The sequence below is a fragment of the Streptomyces sp. 3-6 genome, assembly GCF_056323165.1.
This window is the reverse complement of sequence record NZ_JBWHZP010000001.1, coordinates 261723-279111: the sequence shown is the minus strand read 5'-3', so window position 1 is coordinate 279111 and position 17389 is coordinate 261723. Positions and strand designations below refer to the sequence as shown.

Annotated in this window: 18 protein-coding genes; 12 read left to right on the top strand and 6 right to left on the bottom strand. The window is 72.7% G+C overall.

The window, feature by feature from the left end:
- Positions 1 to 607 precede the first annotated feature (607 nt).
- From AC02VZ_RS01115 to AC02VZ_RS01105, 3 genes are all read left to right on the top strand, one after another.
- Complete coding sequence (locus AC02VZ_RS01115) at positions 608 to 2488, top strand: alkaline phosphatase family protein (RefSeq protein WP_476474530.1); 1881 nt, start codon at positions 608 to 610, stop codon at positions 2486 to 2488.
- Positions 2489 to 2723: 235 nt separating this feature from the next.
- Complete coding sequence (locus tag AC02VZ_RS01110; protein WP_432054413.1) at positions 2724 to 4292, top strand: sodium-dependent transporter; 1569 nt, start codon at positions 2724 to 2726, stop codon at positions 4290 to 4292.
- On the top strand, positions 4292 to 4429 hold the full coding sequence (locus tag AC02VZ_RS01105) for a methionine/alanine import family NSS transporter small subunit (protein WP_432054414.1): 138 nt from the start codon (positions 4292 to 4294) through the stop codon (positions 4427 to 4429). Before AC02VZ_RS01110 ends, AC02VZ_RS01105 begins: the two co-directional genes overlap by 1 nt.
- A gap of 229 nt (positions 4430 to 4658) precedes the next feature.
- On the opposite strand, the gene dusB is transcribed toward AC02VZ_RS01105, so the two are convergent.
- Complete coding sequence (gene dusB, locus AC02VZ_RS01100; RefSeq protein WP_432054415.1) at positions 4659 to 5813, bottom strand: tRNA dihydrouridine synthase DusB; 1155 nt, start codon at positions 5811 to 5813, stop codon at positions 4659 to 4661.
- A 97-nt stretch (positions 5814 to 5910) separates the two neighbouring features.
- Here dusB and AC02VZ_RS01095 point away from each other — a divergent pair, with 97 nt between their 5' ends.
- Both AC02VZ_RS01095 and AC02VZ_RS01090 read left to right on the top strand, forming a co-directional pair.
- Entirely contained in the window at positions 5911 to 7356 is a 1446-nt protein-coding gene (locus AC02VZ_RS01095) for an MFS transporter (protein ID WP_476474257.1), read from the top strand.
- A gap of 155 nt (positions 7357 to 7511) precedes the next feature.
- Positions 7512 to 7718 (top strand): hypothetical protein, encoded by a 207-nt coding sequence (locus AC02VZ_RS01090; protein WP_432054417.1) that lies wholly within the window; start codon positions 7512 to 7514, stop codon positions 7716 to 7718.
- Between the two features lie 288 nt (positions 7719 to 8006).
- On the opposite strand, the gene AC02VZ_RS01085 is transcribed toward AC02VZ_RS01090, so the two are convergent.
- On the bottom strand, positions 8007 to 9389 hold the full coding sequence (locus AC02VZ_RS01085; protein ID WP_432054418.1) for a glycine--tRNA ligase: 1383 nt from the start codon (positions 9387 to 9389) through the stop codon (positions 8007 to 8009).
- 217 nt (positions 9390 to 9606) lie between these two features.
- Here AC02VZ_RS01085 and AC02VZ_RS01080 point away from each other — a divergent pair, with 217 nt between their 5' ends.
- The 5 genes from AC02VZ_RS01080 to AC02VZ_RS01060 all read left to right on the top strand — a co-directional run bounded on the left by AC02VZ_RS01080 (position 9607) and on the right by AC02VZ_RS01060 (position 13536).
- Positions 9607 to 10617 carry a metal ABC transporter substrate-binding protein gene (locus AC02VZ_RS01080; protein ID WP_432054419.1) on the top strand — a complete coding sequence of 337 codons (1011 nt, stop codon included), beginning with the start codon at positions 9607 to 9609 and terminating at the stop codon, positions 10615 to 10617.
- A 23-nt stretch (positions 10618 to 10640) separates the two neighbouring features.
- The gene (locus AC02VZ_RS01075; protein ID WP_432054420.1) at positions 10641 to 11408 is read left to right on the top strand and encodes a metal ABC transporter ATP-binding protein; all 768 of its coding nucleotides are present in this window, start codon (positions 10641 to 10643) and stop codon (positions 11406 to 11408) included.
- A gap of 5 nt (positions 11409 to 11413) precedes the next feature.
- The gene (locus AC02VZ_RS01070; RefSeq protein ID WP_432054421.1) at positions 11414 to 12316 is read left to right on the top strand and encodes a metal ABC transporter permease; all 903 of its coding nucleotides are present in this window, start codon (positions 11414 to 11416) and stop codon (positions 12314 to 12316) included.
- A 62-nt stretch (positions 12317 to 12378) separates the two neighbouring features.
- Positions 12379 to 12801, top strand: coding sequence for a Fur family transcriptional regulator (locus AC02VZ_RS01065; RefSeq protein WP_432054422.1), 423 nt, complete (start codon positions 12379 to 12381; stop codon positions 12799 to 12801).
- 297 nt (positions 12802 to 13098) lie between these two features.
- Complete coding sequence (locus AC02VZ_RS01060) at positions 13099 to 13536, top strand: hypothetical protein (protein WP_476474256.1); 438 nt, start codon at positions 13099 to 13101, stop codon at positions 13534 to 13536.
- Between the two features lie 379 nt (positions 13537 to 13915).
- Here the strand turns inward: AC02VZ_RS01060 and AC02VZ_RS01055 are convergent, their stop codons facing one another.
- The 4 genes from AC02VZ_RS01055 to AC02VZ_RS01040 are packed head-to-tail and all read right to left on the bottom strand — an operon-like array spanning position 13916 to position 15996.
- Positions 13916 to 14761: an isoprenyl transferase gene (locus AC02VZ_RS01055; RefSeq protein WP_476474255.1), complete on the bottom strand. Its 846-nt coding sequence runs from the start codon at positions 14759 to 14761 to the stop codon at positions 13916 to 13918.
- A gap of 48 nt (positions 14762 to 14809) precedes the next feature.
- Positions 14810 to 15556 (bottom strand): DNA repair protein RecO, encoded by a 747-nt coding sequence (gene recO / locus AC02VZ_RS01050; RefSeq protein WP_432054425.1) that lies wholly within the window; start codon positions 15554 to 15556, stop codon positions 14810 to 14812.
- A gap of 21 nt (positions 15557 to 15577) precedes the next feature.
- A complete protein-coding gene (locus tag AC02VZ_RS01045) occupies positions 15578 to 15793 on the bottom strand; it encodes a hypothetical protein (protein WP_432054426.1) in 216 nt (71 codons plus the stop codon).
- Positions 15790 to 15996: a hypothetical protein gene (locus AC02VZ_RS01040; protein ID WP_432054427.1), complete on the bottom strand. Its 207-nt coding sequence runs from the start codon at positions 15994 to 15996 to the stop codon at positions 15790 to 15792. Before AC02VZ_RS01040 ends, AC02VZ_RS01045 begins: the two co-directional genes overlap by 4 nt.
- Positions 15997 to 16112: 116 nt before the next feature.
- On the opposite strand from AC02VZ_RS01040, the gene AC02VZ_RS01035 reads away from it, so the two are divergent.
- Positions 16113 to 16946, top strand: a complete 834-nt coding sequence (locus AC02VZ_RS01035) for a helix-turn-helix domain-containing protein (protein ID WP_432054428.1) — start codon at positions 16113 to 16115, stop codon at positions 16944 to 16946.
- On the top strand, positions 16928 to 17164 hold the full coding sequence (locus AC02VZ_RS01030) for a DUF397 domain-containing protein (protein ID WP_476474254.1): 237 nt from the start codon (positions 16928 to 16930) through the stop codon (positions 17162 to 17164). The genes AC02VZ_RS01035 and AC02VZ_RS01030 overlap by 19 nt, the downstream gene beginning before the upstream one ends.
- Positions 17165 to 17389: the final 225 nt, after the last annotated feature.

Sequence of the window (17389 nt, the reverse complement as noted above, 5' to 3'; positions counted from 1 at the left end):
CCGTACGGAACGGTGGCGGACCCGGACCCCCACGCCGGGTCCGCCCCTCCAACCGAGTTCCGCACGGGTACGGAAGGACCTCCGGGTGCCTGGCTACACACGCTCGCTCCGGCCACATCGCACGACCGACGGGAACGGGGAGGAGGACCGGTCCGAGTCGCCCGACGGCGACCGGGAGCCGGGCGCGGACGCGGGCCGGGGGCCGGGCGCGGGCCAGGAGCCGGGCGCGGGCCAGGAGCCGGACGCGGGCCAGGGGCCCGACGGCGACCGGGCGGTCGAGGGTGCCGACGGGCGGGAAGCAGGCCGGGAGGGCCAGGGCGCCGACGGGCGGGGAGCAGGCCGGGAGGGCCAGGGCGCCGACGGGCGGGGAGCGGGCCGGGAGGCCGACGGCGCCGACGAGCGGGAGTGGGCCGGGTCCGCCGTACCGGAGGAGAGCACGCCGGCGGAGCCCGGCTCGGGGGCCCGCGGTCCGGCGGAACCCGACGCAGAGGGGAACCGTCCGACCGAACCGGACGCAGAGGGGAACCGTCCGACCGAACCGGACGCAGAGGGGAACCGTCTGACCGAACCCGGCTCAGATGAGCACGGTCCGACCGAACAGGGCCCCATCGCTCACGGTCCGGCCGGCACCGATCCCAGCGACCCCGACGCCGCCCGGGAAGGCACCGACCCCGGCGCGGATGCGCCTCGCCGCACCCCGGAGGACCTCGCTCCCGCCCCGACCGAACCCACTCCCGCCCCGGCGGACCCCGCCCCCGCCCCCGCGGACCCGGCCCGCGCCCCGGAGGCTGCCGGCCCGCCGCCGGCGGAGGCACCGCCCGGCCGGTTCGCCCGGTGGCGCCGGGACCGGCCGCGCGCCGCCCGTAATCTGCGCCGCACGGTGCACGTCCTCGCCGCCGTGCTCGTCGTGGGGGCCCTGCTGCTGCCCAACGTGGGCGGGGCGCTGCGCCCCAACCGGTTCACCCGGATCCCGGCCGAGGCGGTCGTCGGCGCGGCCCTGCTGCTCGCCCTCCCCCGCCGGCCCCGGACGGTCGTGGCCGCGCTGTGCGGCACCGGCCTCGGGCTGCTGACCGTGCTGAACCTGCTCGACCTCGGGTTCGAGGAGTACCTGGGCCGGGGCTTCAACCTCGTGCTCGACTGGGAACTGCTCGACGACGCCCACTCCTACGTCGCGGACACCCTGGGCGGTGCCGCCGCCGCAGCCGCGTCCGTCGGCGCGGTCGTCCTGGTGCTGCTGGTGGTGACGGGCACCGCGCTGGCCACCGTCCGGCTCGGCGCCCTGCTGGACCGGCACCGTCCCCGCGCCACCCGGGGCACGCTGATCGCGGGCACGGCGTGGATCGCCTGCACCGCGCTGGGCGTGCAGATCGCCGGTGTGCCGGTCGCCTCCGACCGGGCCGTCGACACGGTGCGCAGGCAGGCCGACCGGGTGGCGGACACGCTGCGCGACGAGGCCGCGTTCGCCCGGGAGGCGCGGTCGGACACCTTCGGGGCGACGCCCCCGGACCAGTTGCTGCCGGACCTGCGGGGCAAGGACGTCGTCCTCGCGTTCATCGAGAGCTACGGCCGCAGCGCCGTCGAGGACCCGGCCATCGCCCCCGGCGTCACCCGCACCCTGGAGGCGCGCACCGAGGCGCTGGCGAAGGCCGGGTACCGGGCCCGCAGCGGCTGGCTGACCTCCTCCACGTACGGCGGCAGCAGCTGGCTCGGCCACTCGACCGCGCTGTCCGGCCTGTGGATCGACAACCAGCAGCGCTACCGCACCGTCACCACCGCCGGCGACCACCTCACCCTCACCGAGGCGTTCCGCCGGACCGGCGCCTGGGACACGGTCGGGGTGATGCCGGGCGTGCAGAAGGCGTGGCCGGAGGCGGAGTGGTACGGCCTGGAGAAGGTCTACAACGCCTTCCAGCTCGGCTACCGGGGACCGAAGTTCAGCTGGTCGACGATGCCCGACCAGTACGCGCTGGAGGCGTTCGAGCGGCTGGAGCACGGCCGGCTGCGCGACCGGCCGCTGATGGCGGAGATCATCCTGACCTCCAGTCACCAGCCGTGGGCGCCGCTGCCCGAGCTGGTCGACTGGGACGACCTCGGCGACGGCTCCGTCTTCCACGCGATCCAGCAGGCGGGCGAGGACCCCGGCGACCTCGTCACCGACTCCGCGAGATCCCGGCGGGCGTACGGCAGGTCCGTCTCGTACTCGGTCGAGAGCCTCACCCGGTGGCTGGAGCGCTACGGCACCGACGACACGGTGCTGGTGTTCCTCGGCGACCACCAGCCGATCGCCCGGGTCAGCGGCAGCGGCGCGAGCCGGGACGTGCCGGTGTCGGTGGTCGCCAAGGACCCGGAGGTGCTGGAGAAGATCTCCGGCTGGAACTGGACCGAGGGGCTCACCCCGGCCGAGGACGCCCCGGTGTGGCGGATGGACGCCTTCCGCGACCGCTTCCTCACCGCCTACGGCTCCACCCCGCACCCCACCGCCGGGTGACCCGTCCGGCGACCCGGCCCGGGCCGCGACCCGCCCGCCGTGGGGTCGCGACCCGGCCGCTATGAGGTCGCGACCCGGCCGCGATCCGGTCGCGACCCGGCCGTGACCTCGGACGACACCCCGTGCCAGGCCCCCGCCGACGCGCCCGTCCGTTGGGCGGAACCCCCTGTTCCACAGGCGTTCCTCTTGCTAGCGTGCCGCGCTACGCAAAGAAAATGACCAAGGAAGCGTGATCATGTCGAATCCTTCCCGTGAGCAGTGGGGAAGCCGCGCAGGTTTCCTGTTCGCCGCGATCGGATCGGCGATCGGGCTCGGCAACATCTGGCGCTTCCCCGCCGTTGCCTACGAGAACGGCGGCGGGGCCTTCCTCCTGCCGTATCTCGTCGCGCTGCTGACCGCGGGCATCCCGTTGCTGATTCTCGAGTACTCGATCGGCCACAAGTACCGGAAGTCGCCTCCGGCGGCCTTCCGGCAGATCTCCCGGCCCGCGGAGGCGATCGGCTGGTGGCAGGTCGCGATCTGCTTCGTGATCGCCGCCTACTACGCCGTCATCATCGCCTGGGCCGTCCGGTACATCGGCTACTCCTTCGGCGAGCAGTGGGGGGACGACGCCAACGCCTTCTTCTTCGGCGACTTCCTCCAGGCCGCCGACGCGCCCGGCTTCGTCTCCTCCTACGTCGACGGGGTGCTCTGGCCGCTCATCGGAGTCTGGGCGGTGGTGCTGGTCATCCTGGGACTCGGCATCCGCAACGGCATCGAGAAGGCCAACAAGTTCTTCATCCCGCTGCTGGTGCTCTTCTTCGTCGTCCTGGTGGGCCGCGCGCTCACGCTCGACGGTGCCGGCAAGGGGCTGGACGGGCTGTTCCGGCCGGACTGGTCGGCGCTCGGCGACGGCAGCGTGTGGGTCGCCGCGTACGGGCAGATCTTCTTCTCGCTGTCCATCGGCTTCGGCATCATGATCACCTACGCCTCCTACCTGCGGAAGCGGGCGGACCTCACCGGCTCCGCGATGGTCGCCGGCTTCGCCAACAGCGCCTTCGAGATCCTCGCGGGCATCGGCGTGTTCGCCACCCTCGGCTTCATGGCCGCGGCCCAGGGCGTCGGGGTGAACGAGGTCGCGAGCTCCGGCATCGGCCTGGCGTTCGTCGCCTTCCCGACGGTCATCTCGCAGATGCCGATGGGCGCGCTGTTCGGCGCGCTGTTCTTCGGCTCGCTGGTGGTCGCCGGTCTGACCTCGCTGATCAGCATCGTGCAGGTGGTCATCGCCGCCGTGCAGGACCGCACCGGCATGCGCCGGCTCCCGGCGGTGCTGAGCGTCGGCGGGGCCACCGCCCTGGTGTCGATCCTCCTCTTCCCGACCGACAACGGCATCTACCTGCTGGACGCGGCCGACCACTTCATCAACCAGTACGGCGTCGCGCTCGCCGCGCTGGTCGTGCTCGTCGTCGTGGGCTGGCTCCTGCGCCGCCTGCCCGTCTTCCAGCAGCACGCCAACGAGGCCTCCGCGATGCGGCTCGGCCGCTGGTGGCTGATCTGCCTGGGCATCGTCACCCCGCTGGTGCTCGGCTGGATGATGGTCGACAGCCTGCGGACGGAGTTCGCGGAGAACTACGAGGGCTACCCGACCTCGTTCCTGCTCTGGGCCGGCTGGGGTGTCGCCGCCGGGGCGGTGATCGTGGCCGTGATCCTCAGCCTGCTGCCCTGGCGCTCCGCCGTCACCGAGCCCGCCGAGGACGCGGTCGCGGGGACCGGCTCCGGCTCCGCGGCACCCGAATCCGCGGCACCCGAGAAGGGGGAGAACTGATGTCGACGAGTGCCATCATCATGCTGGTCGTGGCCATCGTGATCGTCTGGGGCGGTCTGGTGGGCGCCATCGTCCACCTGCGCCGGCACCCCGAGCGCCCCGAGGACGACGCGCCCGCGGCCGAACCGACGGCCTGAGCGGCCCGGTGACCCCCCGTACGGCTCCGCTCCTGCCCGGAGCGGAGCCGTACGGCACCCGGCACACCCCCGGCCGGCCCGGCACCCCGCCCGGGAGGCCCGCCGCCACCCCGGCCGGCCCGGCACCCGGCCGACGCGGCCCGGCACCCCGCCGGGCCGTCGCGGGCTCGGGCTCCCGCCCGGCGCGGCTCAGGCCCAGCGGGACCGGCTCAGCCCGGCCCGGCCTCGCTCAGCCGCCCGACGTGTCCAGTTCGGCCTCCTCGCCGACGCCCGCGCAGTCGTACGGGTCGTTCAGCCAGCCGTCGGGCAGCACCACCCGGTTGTTGCCGGAGGTCCGCCCGCGGGGGCCGTCGGCGCCCGCCGGCCAGGGCTGGTCGAGGTCCAGTTCGTCGAGCCCGGCCCGCAGTTCGGCCAGCGAGGACGTGACCGCGAGCCGCCGGCGCATCTCGGAGCCGACGGCGAAGCCCTTGAGGTACCAGGCGACGTGCTTGCGGAAGTCGGTCACCCCGCGGGTCTCGTCGCCCATCCACTCCCCGAGCAGGGTGGCGTGCCGCACCATCGCGTCGGCGACCACCCGCAGCCCGGGGCGCACGGCTTCGTGGGCACGGCCCTCGAAGGCGGCCACCAGGTCCGCGAACAGCCACGGCCGGCCCAGGCAGCCGCGCCCCACGACCACGCCGTCGCAGCCGGTCTCCCGGACCATCCGCAGCGCGTCCTCGGCGCACCAGATGTCGCCGTTGCCGAGGACCGGGATCTCCGGGACGTGCTCCTTCAGGCGGGCGATGGCGTCCCAGTCGGCCGTGCCGCCGTAGTGCTGGGCGGTGGTGCGGCCGTGCAGGGCGATCGCGCTCACGCCCTCCTCGACGGCGATGCGCCCGGCGTCCAGGTAGGTCAGGTGGTCGTCGTCGAGGCCCTTGCGCATCTTCATGGTGACCGGCAGGTCCCCGGCCCCGGCGACCGCCTCGCGCAGGATGGCGCGCAGCAGGTTCCGCTTGTAGGGCAGGGCGGAGCCGCCGCCCTTGCGGGTGACCTTGGGCACCGGGCAGCCGAAGTTGAGGTCGATGTGGTCGGCCAGGTCCTCGTCGACGATCATGCGGACGGCCTTGCCGACGGTCGCCGGGTCCACGCCGTACAGCTGGATCGAACGCGGGGTCTCGCTCGCGTCGAAGTGGATCAGCTGCATGGTCTTGTCGTTGCGCTCGACCAGCGCCCGGGTGGTGATCATCTCGCTGACGAACAGCCCCTTGCCCCCGCTGAACTCGCGGCACAGGGTGCGGAAGGGGGCGTTGGTGATCCCGGCCATGGGGGCCAGCACGACCGGCGGGGACACCGTGTGCGGGCCGATCGCCAGGGTGGATCCGGGGGCGGCGGTGGGCGTGGGCATTCCCCCATTGTCACGCATCCGGCCCGGTGCCCGGCGCGCTGCCCGTGCATCGGCCATTAGTTAGTCGCACTATTGATGCGTGCGTACGATGGGGTCCATGCCCGAGCTCAGCCCGCGCCGCCGGCTCCTGGTGCTCGCGATCTGCTGCATGAGCCTGCTGATCGTGAGCCTGGACACCACCGTGCTGAACGTCGCCCTGCCGGCCCTCCAAAGGGAGCTGGACGCGAGCACCGCGGGCCTGCAGTGGACCATCGACGCCTACACCCTCGTCCTGGCCTCGCTGCTGATGCTGGCGGGCTCCACCGCCGACCGCATCGGCCGCAAGCGGGTCTTCTGCGCGGGCCTGGTGGTCTTCACCCTCGGGTCGGTGCTCTGTTCCCTCGCGCCGAGCCTGGAGGCGCTGGTCGCCTTCCGGATGGTGCAGGCGGTGGGCGGTTCGATGCTCAACCCGGTGGCCATGTCCATCATCACCAACACCTTCACCGACCCGCGGGAACGGGCCCGCGCGATCGGCGTGTGGGGCGCGGTGGTCGGTGTCTCGATGGCCGCGGGCCCGCTCGTCGGCGGCCTGCTGGTGGACTCGGTGGGCTGGCGCTCGATCTTCTGGGTCAACGTGCCCGTGGGCCTCGCCGCCCTCCTGCTGACGCTGCGCTTCGTCCCCGAGTCCCAGGCGCCCCGGGCCCGCCGCCCCGATCCGGTCGGACAGTTGCTCGTCATCGCCCTGTTCGGGACGCTCACGTACGCGATCATCGAGGCCCCGCACGCGCCGCTGTCCACCGTCGCCCCGGTCGCCGTCGTCTCCGTCGCGGCCCTCGCCGGGCTGCTCTACCACGAGCCGCGCCGCCACGAACCGCTGATCGACCTGCGGTTCTTCCGCTCCGCGCCGTTCAGCGGGGCCACGGTGATCGCGGTGTGCTCGTTCGCCGCGCTGTCCGGCTTCCTGTTCCTGTCCACCCTGTACCTGCAGAACGTGCGCGGACTGAGCGCCCTGGAGGCGGGGCTGTGGATGCTGCCGCTGGCCGCGCCGACGTTCCTGTGCGCCCCGCTGTCCGGGCGGCTGGTCGGCAGCCGCGGGCCCCGCGTGCCGCTGCTGATCGCGGGCGTGGCGATGACGGCGAGCGGGCTGCTCTTCGCCCTGTTCGAGGCGGAGACGTCCGACGGCACGCTGTTCGCGGGCTACGTCCTGTTCGGCGTCGGCTTCGGCTTCGTCAACGCCCCCATCACCAACACCGCCGTCTCCGGGATGCCCCGGGCCCAGGCGGGCGTGGCCTCGGCGGTGGCGTCCACCAGCCGGCAGCTGGGGGGCACCCTCGGCGTGGCGGTGGTCGGCGCGGTCCTGGCGGCGGGCGTGGGGTCGTCGTCGTACGCGGACGCCTTCGTGTCCGCGGCGGGGCCCGCCTGGTGGGTCCTGGCGGGGTGCGGGCTGGCGGTGCTGGTGGTGGGCGCCCTCACCTCGGGCCGCTGGGCGCGGGCGACGGCGCTGCGCACGGCCGAGCGGCTGGAGTCGGCGGAGATCCGCGAGGCGGCCGGGGCGGGACGCTGACCGCGCCGGGGCCCGACTCCCGCCCCGCGTACCCCTGTTGATGTTGGTCTTGCTGCACACTCCTTGACGTCCCCGGTCCCGCGGGCCGGGGACGTGCCGTCCCCCGCGCCGGGGACGTGTCAGGTCGGGACCCGCACGCGGATGCCGGAGGCGTCATGCCGCAGATCGACACGAGCAAGGTCAGCCGCTTCGACCAGCACGGGCGTGAGCACGTCGTGCGCGTCCAGCGCACCGGAGTGCAGCGCACCATCCGCTGCGACACCTGCGGCTGGCGCAGAGGGGCGCAGTTCCTGCCCTGGCTGAAGGCCCAGGAACACCTCGCCGAGGCCCACCGGGCCACGGTGGACCCGACGGCGGCCTGAACGACGCCCGCGCCCCGCGCCCCGACCGGCCCGCCGGGCGCGCCCCGCGCCCAGCACCCCGCGCCCCCCGCCCGGCCCGCCGGGAGACACAGGCCGGGCGGACCCGGCGCCCTCCCCCGCCCCGCCCGGCGGGGGGCGCAGCCGCGCAGACCCCGCGCCCGTCGGCCGGCCCGGCCCCCGGAGGGGACCGGAACGCCGGACCCGGAGCGGCCCGGAACGCCGGAACGCCGGGCCCCGGAGCGGTCCGGGGCCCGGCGTTCCTGCCGGTCGGGCGGTGGGGCGGGGTGATCAGGCGCCGACGAGGCGGGTGGCCAGGTAGCCCTCGATCTGGTCCAGCGACACGCGCTCCTGCTTCATGGTGTCGCGCTCGCGGACGGTCACCGCGTTGTCGTCCAGGGTGTCGAAGTCGACGGTGACGCAGAACGGCGTGCCGATCTCGTCCTGGCGGCGGTAGCGGCGGCCGATGGCGCCTGCGTCGTCGAACTCGATGTTCCAGTTCTGCCGCAGCGTCTGGGCCAGACCCTTCGCCTTGGGCGACAGGTCCGCGTTGCGGGACAGCGGCAGCACGGCGACCTTCACCGGGGCGAGGCGGTGGTCCAGGCGCAGCACGGTGCGCTTCTCCATCTTGCCCTTGGCGTTGGGGGCCTCGTCCTCGACGTAGGCGTCCAGCAGGAAGGCGAGCATCGCCCGGCCGACACCGGCCGCCGGCTCGATGACGTACGGCGTCCAGCGCTCGCCGGCCTCCTGGTCGAAGTAGGAGAGGTCCTGGCCGGAGGCCTTGGAGTGCGCGCCGAGGTCGAAGTCGGTGCGGTTGGCGACGCCCTCCAGCTCGCCCCACTCGCTGCCGCCGAACTGGAAGCGGTACTCGATGTCAGCGGTGCGCTTGGAGTAGTGGGAGAGCTTCTCCTGCGGGTGCTCGTACCACCGCATGTTCTCCTCGCGCAGGCCGAGACCGGTGTACCAGTTCCAGCGCTGCTCCATCCAGTACTCCTGCCACTTCTCGTCCTCGCCCGGCTTGACGAAGAACTCCATCTCCATCTGCTCGAACTCGCGGGTGCGGAAGATGAAGTTGCCGGGCGTGATCTCGTTGCGGAAGGACTTGCCCATCTGGGCGATGCCGAACGGCGGCTTCTTGCGCGAAGCGGTCTGCACCTGGGCGAAGTTGGTGAAGATGCCCTGGGCGGTCTCGGGGCGCAGGTAGGCGACGGAGCCGGAGTCCTGGGTCGGGCCGAGGTGGGTGGACAGCAGGCCAGAGAACTGCTTGGGCTCGGTGAACTGGCCCTTGTTGCCGCAGTTGGGGCAGTTGACGTCCGCCAGGCCGTTCTCCGGGGCGCGGCCCTTCTTCTCCTCGTACGCCTCCTCCAGGTGGTCCGCGCGGAACCGCTTGTGGCAGGCGGTGCACTCGGTGAGCGGGTCGGTGAAGGTGGCGACGTGCCCGGAGGCGACCCACACCTCCGGGGCCAGGATCACGGACGAGTCGAGGCCGACCACGTCCTCGCGGGACGTCACCATGTAACGCCACCACTGACGCTTGAGGTTCTCCTTGAGCTCGACACCGAGGGGCCCGTAGTCCCAGGCGGCACGCTGGCCGCCGTAGATCTCACTGCAGGGGAATACGAAGCCACGGCGCTTGCTCAGGCTGACGATGGTGTCGATCTTGTCGGCGGCCACGGTGCTCTCTTCATTACGACGACGGTGACTGACTGGTGCGGCGCGAGGCGCCTCGGTGGGGGTGCTGGTCAGGAGACGGGCTCGGGCGAGGCGCGATTGCTTCCAACGAAGCTCTCAGGCTACCGGCGTGGCCTGCTCCGGGACCAATTCGGCCCCCGCTCACGGGCCTCACGTGCGTTGTTGACAACGGTTTCCATCATCATTGAAAATGACTGTCATGAACGTACGACGACTCATACCGACGGCCGCGGTGACCGCCGTCACCTTCCTCGGCCTCGGCACCCTCTCCGCCTGCGCCGGGGACAGCGCCGCCGCGGGCAACACCGACAAGTTCGACGTCGTCGCGTCGTTCTACCCGATGGCGTTCCTCGCCGAGCGGATCGGCGGCGAGCACGTGAACGTCACCAGCCTCACGCAGCCCGGCCAGGAGCCGCACGACCTGGAGATCAGCGCCAAGCAGACCGCACAGCTCCAGGAGTCCGACGCGGCCCTCTTCCTCAAGGGACTGCAGCCCTCCGTCGACGAGGCCATCGGCCAGGCCGAGCTGAAGACGAAGATCGACGCGGCGACCCTGACGAGCCTGCGCACCGAGGGCGCCGGCCACGGCCACGACGACGAGCACGGCCACGGCGACGAGCACGGCCACGGCGACGAGCACGGCCACGAGGACGAGCACGCCGACGACCACGGCCACGAGCACGAGGGCGGCAAGGACCCGCACCTCTGGCTCGACCCGGTCAAGTACGCCGAGGTCGCCGAGGGCGTCGGCGCGGCCTTCGCGAAGGCCGACCCGGACCACGCGGCCGACTACCGCGAGAACACCGAGGCCCTCGTCGCCGAACTGGGCGAGCTGGACGGCCGCTTCGAGGCCGGGCTGAAGAACCGCGCCACCGACGTCTTCATCACCACCCACTCCGCCTTCGGCTACCTCGCCGACCGCTACGGCCTCACCGAGGAGGCCATCAACGGCCTCGACCCGGAGTCCGAGCCGAGCGGCGCCCGCGTGAAGGAACTGGAGCGCACGGCGAAGGCCGAGGGCGTCACCACCGTCTTCTACGAGACGCTGGTCAGCGACCGGACCGCCAAGACCCTCGCCACCGATGCCGGGCTGCGCACCGATGTCCTGGACCCGCTCGAGGGCATCACCGACGCCTCCCGCGGCGACGACTACTTCCAGGTCATGGACGCCAACCTGGCGGCCCTCCAGAAGGCCCTGGGAGCGAAGTGACCGTCCGACCACCGGAGGACGCCATGCCCGAGCCCGTGATCTCCCTGCGCGGTGTCCACGCCGAACTGGGCTCGCGTCCGGTGCTGCGCGGCATCGACCTCACCGTGCGCCGCGGCGAGGTCGTCGCCCTGCTCGGCGCCAACGGCTCCGGCAAGTCCACGGCCGTACGCAGCGTCATCGGCCAGGTGCAGCCCGGGGCGGGCGAGATCGAGCTGTTCGGCACCCCGCGCCGCCGCTTCACCGACTGGGCCCGGGTGGGCTACGTCCCGCAGCGCACCACCGCCGCGGGCGGCGTGCCCGCCACGGTCACCGAGATCGTCTCCTCGGGCCGCCTGGCCCGCACCCGCTTCGGCCTGTTCCGCCGGTCCGACCGTGAGGCCGTGCGCCGCGCGATCGACCTGGTCGGGCTCGCGGACCGCGCGAAGGACTCCGTCGACGCCCTGTCCGGCGGCCAGCACCAGCGGGTGCTGATCGCCCGCGCGCTCGCCGCCGAACCCGAACTGCTGATCATGGACGAGCCGATGGCCGGCGTGGACCTCGCGAGCCAGGAGGTGCTGGCCGCGACCCTGCGCCACCAGGTCGCCGAGGGCGCCACCGTCCTCCTCGTCCTGCACGAACTGGGCCCGCTGGAGCCGCTGATCGACCGCGCGGTGGTGCTGCGCGACGGCTGCGTGCTGCACGACGGCCCGCCGCCGAAGGCCGTCGGCCAGCACGCCCTGCCGGGCCACGACCACGTCCACCCGCACGCCCCCGCGGGTGCCGAACCGATCCGCACGGGACTGCTGAGCTGAATCCGATGGACATCCTCGACTACGCCTTCATGCAGCGGGCCCTGCTCGCCGCCGTCCTGGTCGGCATCACCGCGCCCGCCGTCGGCATCTACCTCGTCCAGCGCCGCCAGGCCCTGATGGGCGACGGCATCGGCCACGTCGCCATGACCGGCGTCGGCCTGGGCTTCCTGCTGTCCTGGTCCCCGGTGTGGATGGCGACGCTGGTCTCCGTCCTCGGCGCCGTCCTGATGGAGCTGATCCGCTGGTACGGCCGGACCCGCGGCGACATCGCCCTCGCGATGCTCTTCTACGGCGGCATGGCCGGCGGCGTCATGTTCATCAACCTCGCCCCGACCGGCTCCAACGCCAACCTCACCTCGTACCTGTTCGGTTCGCTGTCGACGGTGTCCTCCTCCGACGTCACCGCGATCAGCATCCTGGCCGCGTTCGTGATCCTGGTCACCCTCGGGCTGCGCCGCCAGCTGTTCGCGGTCAGCCAGGACGAGGAGTTCGCCCGGGTCACCGGCCTTCCGGTGCGCCTGTTGAACCTGCTCACCGCGATCACCGCCGCGGTGACCGTGACGGTCGCGATGCGGGTGGTGGGCCTGCTGCTGGTCAGCGCGCTCATGGTGGTGCCGGTCGCGGCGGCCCAGCAGCTCAGCCGCAGCTTCGCCGCCACCTTCGCCATCGCCGTGGCGATCGGCGTGAGCGTGACCATCGGCGGCACCGTCACCTCCTACTACCAGGACGTGCCGCCCGGCGCGACGATCGTGCTGCTCACCATCGGCGCGTTCCTCGTGCTGACCGCCCTGGCCACGCCACTCGCCCGGCGCCGGGCCCGGGCCGCCGCGGCCGCGCGGCCGGCCGGGGAACCGGCCGAGTGCGCCATCCCGGCCAGCCGGGCGAGCACCGACGGCGCAGGCGTCTGACCGCCCGGAAGCCCGACTGGCACAATGGCCGGGCAGGCAGTGCAGACGTGAGGAGGCAACCGGTGACCACCGCTGGACCGCCCGTGAGGGGCCGCGCCACTCGGCAGCGCGCCGCCGTGGCGGCTGCGCTTCTGGAGGTCGACGAGTTCCGCAGCGCTCAGGAACTCCACGACATGCTCAAGCACAGGGGCGACTCGGTGGGACTGACCACGGTCTACCGCACCCTGCAGTCCCTCGCCGACGCCGGCGAGGTCGACGTGCTGCGCAACGCCGAGGGCGAGTCCGTCTACCGGCGCTGCTCCACCGACGACCACCATCACCACCTGGTCTGCCGCACCTGCGGCAAGGCGGTCGAGGTGGAGGGACCGGCCGTGGAGAAGTGGGCGGAGGGCGTCGCCGCCGAGCACGGCTTCGTGGACGTGGACCACACGGTGGAGATCTTCGGCACCTGCGCGGAGTGCGCGGCGGCGGCCTGCACCGACTGACGGCGAGGCGGCGGGCGGACACCCGCGCCGCTCCCGGGTGACGCCCCGCACGCGGCCGTCACCCGGGAACCGAGGGGGACGAACACCACATGCCATTGCCGGGCCGCGCGCGGCGTACGGGACGCGGGCCGAAGGGCCCGGCGCGCGGCCCCGCCGCGACCTTCACGGCCGGTCCCGGCCCCCTCCGGCGGAGCTGCCGCGGCACCCACCGCTCCGGACAGTCGGGTGCGCCCCGCCGCCCCGGACCGTCGGGCGCGCCCCGCCGGTGCCGGTGGTCCGGACCCGGGTCCTGATCCCGTGGTGGACGACTGGGCGGACTTCTTCATCGCGCCCGACTCCGCGTCGGCGGCTTCGGTCAAGGGCTTCAGCCCGCGCCGGGCGTTCCCGTGCGTTGCCGTGGGCGTCTACGACCCCGCCGACGCCGTGGTCGAGTGGGAGAGCCTGTTCACCGGGGAGTCCCCGCACGCGCTCGTGCGGGCCGACGAGCCACGGGTCCTGACCGACCTCACCGACGACGGCTGGCACGTCTTTGTCGTCTCGGAGCGCCTCCAGTCCCTGCTCGCGACCGGGGACCCGCGGCGACGCGACGACGTGGCCCGTGCGTGGTCGCGCCTGCGGCGGGCCGACGGGGAGGCCGTCGAGGAGGGCGAGGCCGTGCGCCACCTGACGGAGCTGGCGGCTCTGGCCCGCGCCGCCCTGGACGGGAGCGCCCGGCTCTACTGCTCCGTGCGATAGCGGCCGGCCGGCCCAGCCCTCGACGCGCGCAGGGGCCGCCGGTCCCCTGCGTCGGCCCGGGAACGGTGTGCCGGTTCCTGCGCCGGCCCCGCCGACACGGGGGCGACGAAGGGCCGGACCGGGCTGACGGCTGGGCCGGGAGGAGGCTGGACCGGGCTGACAGCTGGGCCGTGACGGGTGCCGAACCGGAACGACGGCCGAACCGGCGGGAGGACCGGCGCCCGAACCGGCGGGAGGACCGAACCGGGGACCTGGAGCGTCACCCCCGGCCCTCCGGCCCCCTGGCCCCCAGGTGGCGTGCCGGTCGGCACGGCCGCCGCGTCAGCCCCGTCGGCACACAGGGTCTCCCCGGCCCGGCACCCGTCTCGCGGGTCGTGCCTCAGCCTTCGCCCGCGCCGGACCGGCCTTCCATGGCGAGCAGTTCCTCGTTCGGGACGGCCCCGCCGAAGCGGCGGTCGCGGGAGGCGAACTCCAGGCAGGCGCGCCACAGGTCGCGCCGGTCGAAGTCGGGCCACAGCACGTCCTGGAACACCATCTCGGCGTACGCGCTCTGCCACAGCAGGTAGTTGGACGTGCGCTGCTCCCCGCTGGGCCGCAGGAACAGGTCGACGTCCGGCATGTCCGGGTAGTACAGGTACTTGGCGAACGTCTTCTCGCCGATCTTCGACGGGTCGAGCCGCCCGGCAGCCACGTCCTCCGCCATCGCCTGGGCCGCGTCCGCGATCTCCGCCCGGCCGCCGTAGTTCATGCAGAAGTACAGCGTGAGCCGGTCGTTGTCCTTGGTCTGCTCCTGGGCGACCTGGAGTTCCTTCGCCACCGACTTCCACAGCTTGGGCATGCGCCCCACCCAGCGCACCCGCACGCCCAGTTCGTCGAGCGTGTCGCGGCTCTTGCGGATGAAGTCGCGGTTGAAGTTCATCAGGAAGCGCACCTCGTCCGGCGAGCGCTTCCAGTTCTCGGTGGAGAAGGCGTACAGGGAGATCGATCCGACGCCCATCTCGATGGCGCCCTGGAGCACGTCGACCACCCGCTCGGCGCCGACCTTGTGCCCCTCGGTGCGCGGCAGCCCGCGCTCCTTGGCCCACCGGCCGTTGCCGTCCATGACGATCGCCACGTGCCGGGGCACGAGGTCGCCGGGGATCCTGGGCGGCCGGGCGCCGGAGGGGTGCGGTTCCGGCGTCCTGTACTCCCGGCGCTGACGCCCCAGAAACCCGCGTACGGCCATGTGTCTCTCGTCTCCCTCTGGCTGTTCGTTCTGTTCGCGTTGGGTTCGCTACTTCTCGACGTACCGCAGGGAGCGCAGCCCGCGCTCCAGGTGCCAGTGCAGGTACGCGGAGACCAGTCCGCTGCCCTCCCGGACGTGCCGTGCCTCGGCCGCGTCCGCGGTCTCCCAGTCCCCCGTGAGCAGCGCACCCAGCAGTTCCAGTGCCTCCGGCGAGGGTACGACGCTGCCGGGCACCCGGCAGTCACCGCACACGGACCCGCCCGACGCCACCGAGAAGAACCGGTTCGGGCCGGGCATCCCGCACTTCGCGCAGTCGCCGAAGCTGGGGGCGTAGCCGTTGACGGCCAGGGAGCGCAGCAGGAACGCGTCGAGCACCAGGTGCGGCGCGTGCTCGCCCCGGGCGAGGGTCCGCAGGGCGCCGACCAGCAGCAGGTACTGCTGCACCGCCGGTTCCCCTTCGTGGTCGGTGAACCGCTCGGCCGTCTCCAGCATGGCCGTCCCGGCGGTGTAGCGGGCGTAGTCGGTCACGATCCCGCCGCCGTACGGTGCGATCGTCTCGCTCTGCGTGCACAGCGGCAGGCCGCGGCCGACCAGCTCGCTCCCCCGGGAGAAGAACTGCACGTCCACGTGCGAGAACGGTTCGAGGCGCGCGCCGAACTTCGACTTCGTCCGGCGCACCCCTCTCGCCACGGCGCGTACGCGTCCGTGACCGCGCGTGAGCAACGTGATGATCCGGTCCGCCTCACCCAGCTTCTGGGTGCGCAGCACGATGCCGTCGTCGCGGAACAGACTCATGCCGCCCATTGTCGCCTACGTTCACGGCACCTCACCGCGGCTGCGGGCGTTGGCGTACGCCGTCGCCTCCCGCAGCCGCTCCGCGGCGGTCGCCTGCCGCACGGCACCGGGGTCCGCGTCCCACTCCTTGCCCCCGCCGTACGGCCGCAGCTGCACGTAGGGCCCCTCGTGTCCCATCACGACCCCCATCCGTCCGGTCCCGGTGTCCACGACGTACGCGCCGAGCGCCGGCCTCACCGCACCACCGCCGCGAGCCGCTGCGCGGTGCGGACGGGGACCCGCCCCAGGTCGACGAGAGGACAGGGCGCCTCCCGCGCAAGACTCACCGGGTCGAGCCCCAGCGACGGCAACACAATTCCGGCCTTCGCGAACGCCGCCCGCAATTCTTTCACCACTTCCTCCGCTTCTTCGACGCAGAGCGCCGAGTGCTGTGCCTCCACCGTGCTCCCCTTTCTTTTCGGCTTTCACTCTTCTCACCCCAAGGGTGGGGCGCCCTCCCTACACTCGGAAGAGTTTCGGGTGCTACAAGTGCGAGGCTGCACAAAGGGGTTGATCAATGGCCAACGGTTCACGCCAGGCCGCGTGGGAGTTCTTCGGCGCGGAACTGAAGCGCAGGCGCGAGGACGCCGGGTTCACGCAGGTGGAGCTGGGGGCACGGGTCTTCGTGTCCGGCGGCTACATCGGACAGTTCGAACAGGCCATTCGTAAGCCGCAATTGGACGTGGCGCAGCGGATCGACGAAGCACTGCAAACCGACGGTTTTTTCGAACGGCTTTGGCGCAAACTCATCAAGGAGCAGCGCTATGCCGAATACTTCTCCCATGCGGCAGAGCTTGAGCGGCTGGCGACAAGCATTCGCGACTGGGCCCCCGCCGTTGTTCCGGGCCTTCTCCAGACGCCCGCCTATGCGCGGGCGATCTACGTGGCAAGCAACCCACTCGCCCCGGAACGGTACATCCAGGAGATGGTCGGCCTCCGCATGGAACGCGGACAGCTCCTCAGGGAGGCCACGCGCCCGGTGTACTTGCTCCTCCTGCACGAGTCCGCTGTGCGTGTACCCGTCGGCTCGCCGGCCGTCATGGCGGAGCAACTGGACCAGATCACCGGCCTGGTACGGGACCGCCAGATCCTGATGCAGGTGCTGCCCTTCACGGCGGGAGCGCACCCGCAGATGGGCAAGTTGATGTCGCTCATGGAGTTCGAGGACGCCCCGCCCACCATCTATACAGAGGGTGTGTTGTCCGGCAGCCTGCTGGACGATCCGGCGGTAGTGAAGAAGGTGTGCGCTGACTACGATCTGCTCAGGGCCATAGCGCTGTCACCGGATGCGTCCCTGGCCCTGGTCGAAGCAGTGGCGGAGGATTACAGACGATGCGCAGGTACGACCTGACCGACACTCGCTGGCGCAAGAGCTCCTACAGCGGGGGCAGCGGAGGCGAGTCCTGCCTCGAAGTCGCTGACGGAATCCCCGGTGTTGTCCCCGTGCGGGACAGCAAGGTGGCCGGAGGGCCGGTGATCGTGGTGGGGGCGGTGGCCTGGACGGAGTTCATAGGCGCCGTGGGGGCCACTCGCTTCTCGGCCAGTGTCGTGCCTCCGCGAGCCGCGTAAAGGGCGCTGCGCGTCGCCTGCGGCGATGGGCCTGCGGCCCACCCTTGACACGGCTCGCTCCGGCACGGGTCAGAAGCGAGCGAGCGGCCCGGAGGAACGGGTGCCCGAGGTCGGCCGCTCTCACGTCCGTTGCAGCAGTGGCCGGAGCCGGAGGGCGCATCAGCGCCTCGCCTGCACGCCGGGCCGTCTCGGCGGCCCGGCGGCCCGTACGGCCTGCGGCAAGCA

Coding starts and splice junctions, on each gene's coding strand:
- AC02VZ_RS01035 (WP_432054428.1), top strand. CDS start 16,113: ATGGCCAACGGTTCACGCCAGGCCGCGTGGGAGTTCTTCGGCGCGGAA.
- AC02VZ_RS01075 (WP_432054420.1), top strand. CDS start 10,641: ATGCCCGAGCCCGTGATCTCCCTGCGCGGTGTCCACGCCGAACTGGGC.
- AC02VZ_RS01105 (WP_432054414.1), top strand. CDS start 4,292: ATGTCGACGAGTGCCATCATCATGCTGGTCGTGGCCATCGTGATCGTC.
- AC02VZ_RS01110 (WP_432054413.1), top strand. CDS start 2,724: ATGTCGAATCCTTCCCGTGAGCAGTGGGGAAGCCGCGCAGGTTTCCTG.
- AC02VZ_RS01055 (WP_476474255.1), bottom strand. CDS start 14,761: ATGGCCGTACGCGGGTTTCTGGGGCGTCAGCGCCGGGAGTACAGGACG.
- AC02VZ_RS01095 (WP_476474257.1), top strand. CDS start 5,911: ATGCCCGAGCTCAGCCCGCGCCGCCGGCTCCTGGTGCTCGCGATCTGC.
- AC02VZ_RS01070 (WP_432054421.1), top strand. CDS start 11,414: ATGGACATCCTCGACTACGCCTTCATGCAGCGGGCCCTGCTCGCCGCC.
- AC02VZ_RS01090 (WP_432054417.1), top strand. CDS start 7,512: ATGCCGCAGATCGACACGAGCAAGGTCAGCCGCTTCGACCAGCACGGG.
- AC02VZ_RS01080 (WP_432054419.1), top strand. CDS start 9,607: ATGAACGTACGACGACTCATACCGACGGCCGCGGTGACCGCCGTCACC.
- AC02VZ_RS01030 (WP_476474254.1), top strand. CDS start 16,928: ATGCGCAGGTACGACCTGACCGACACTCGCTGGCGCAAGAGCTCCTAC.
- recO (WP_432054425.1), bottom strand. CDS start 15,556: ATGAGTCTGTTCCGCGACGACGGCATCGTGCTGCGCACCCAGAAGCTG.
- dusB (WP_432054415.1), bottom strand. CDS start 5,813: ATGCCCACGCCCACCGCCGCCCCCGGATCCACCCTGGCGATCGGCCCG.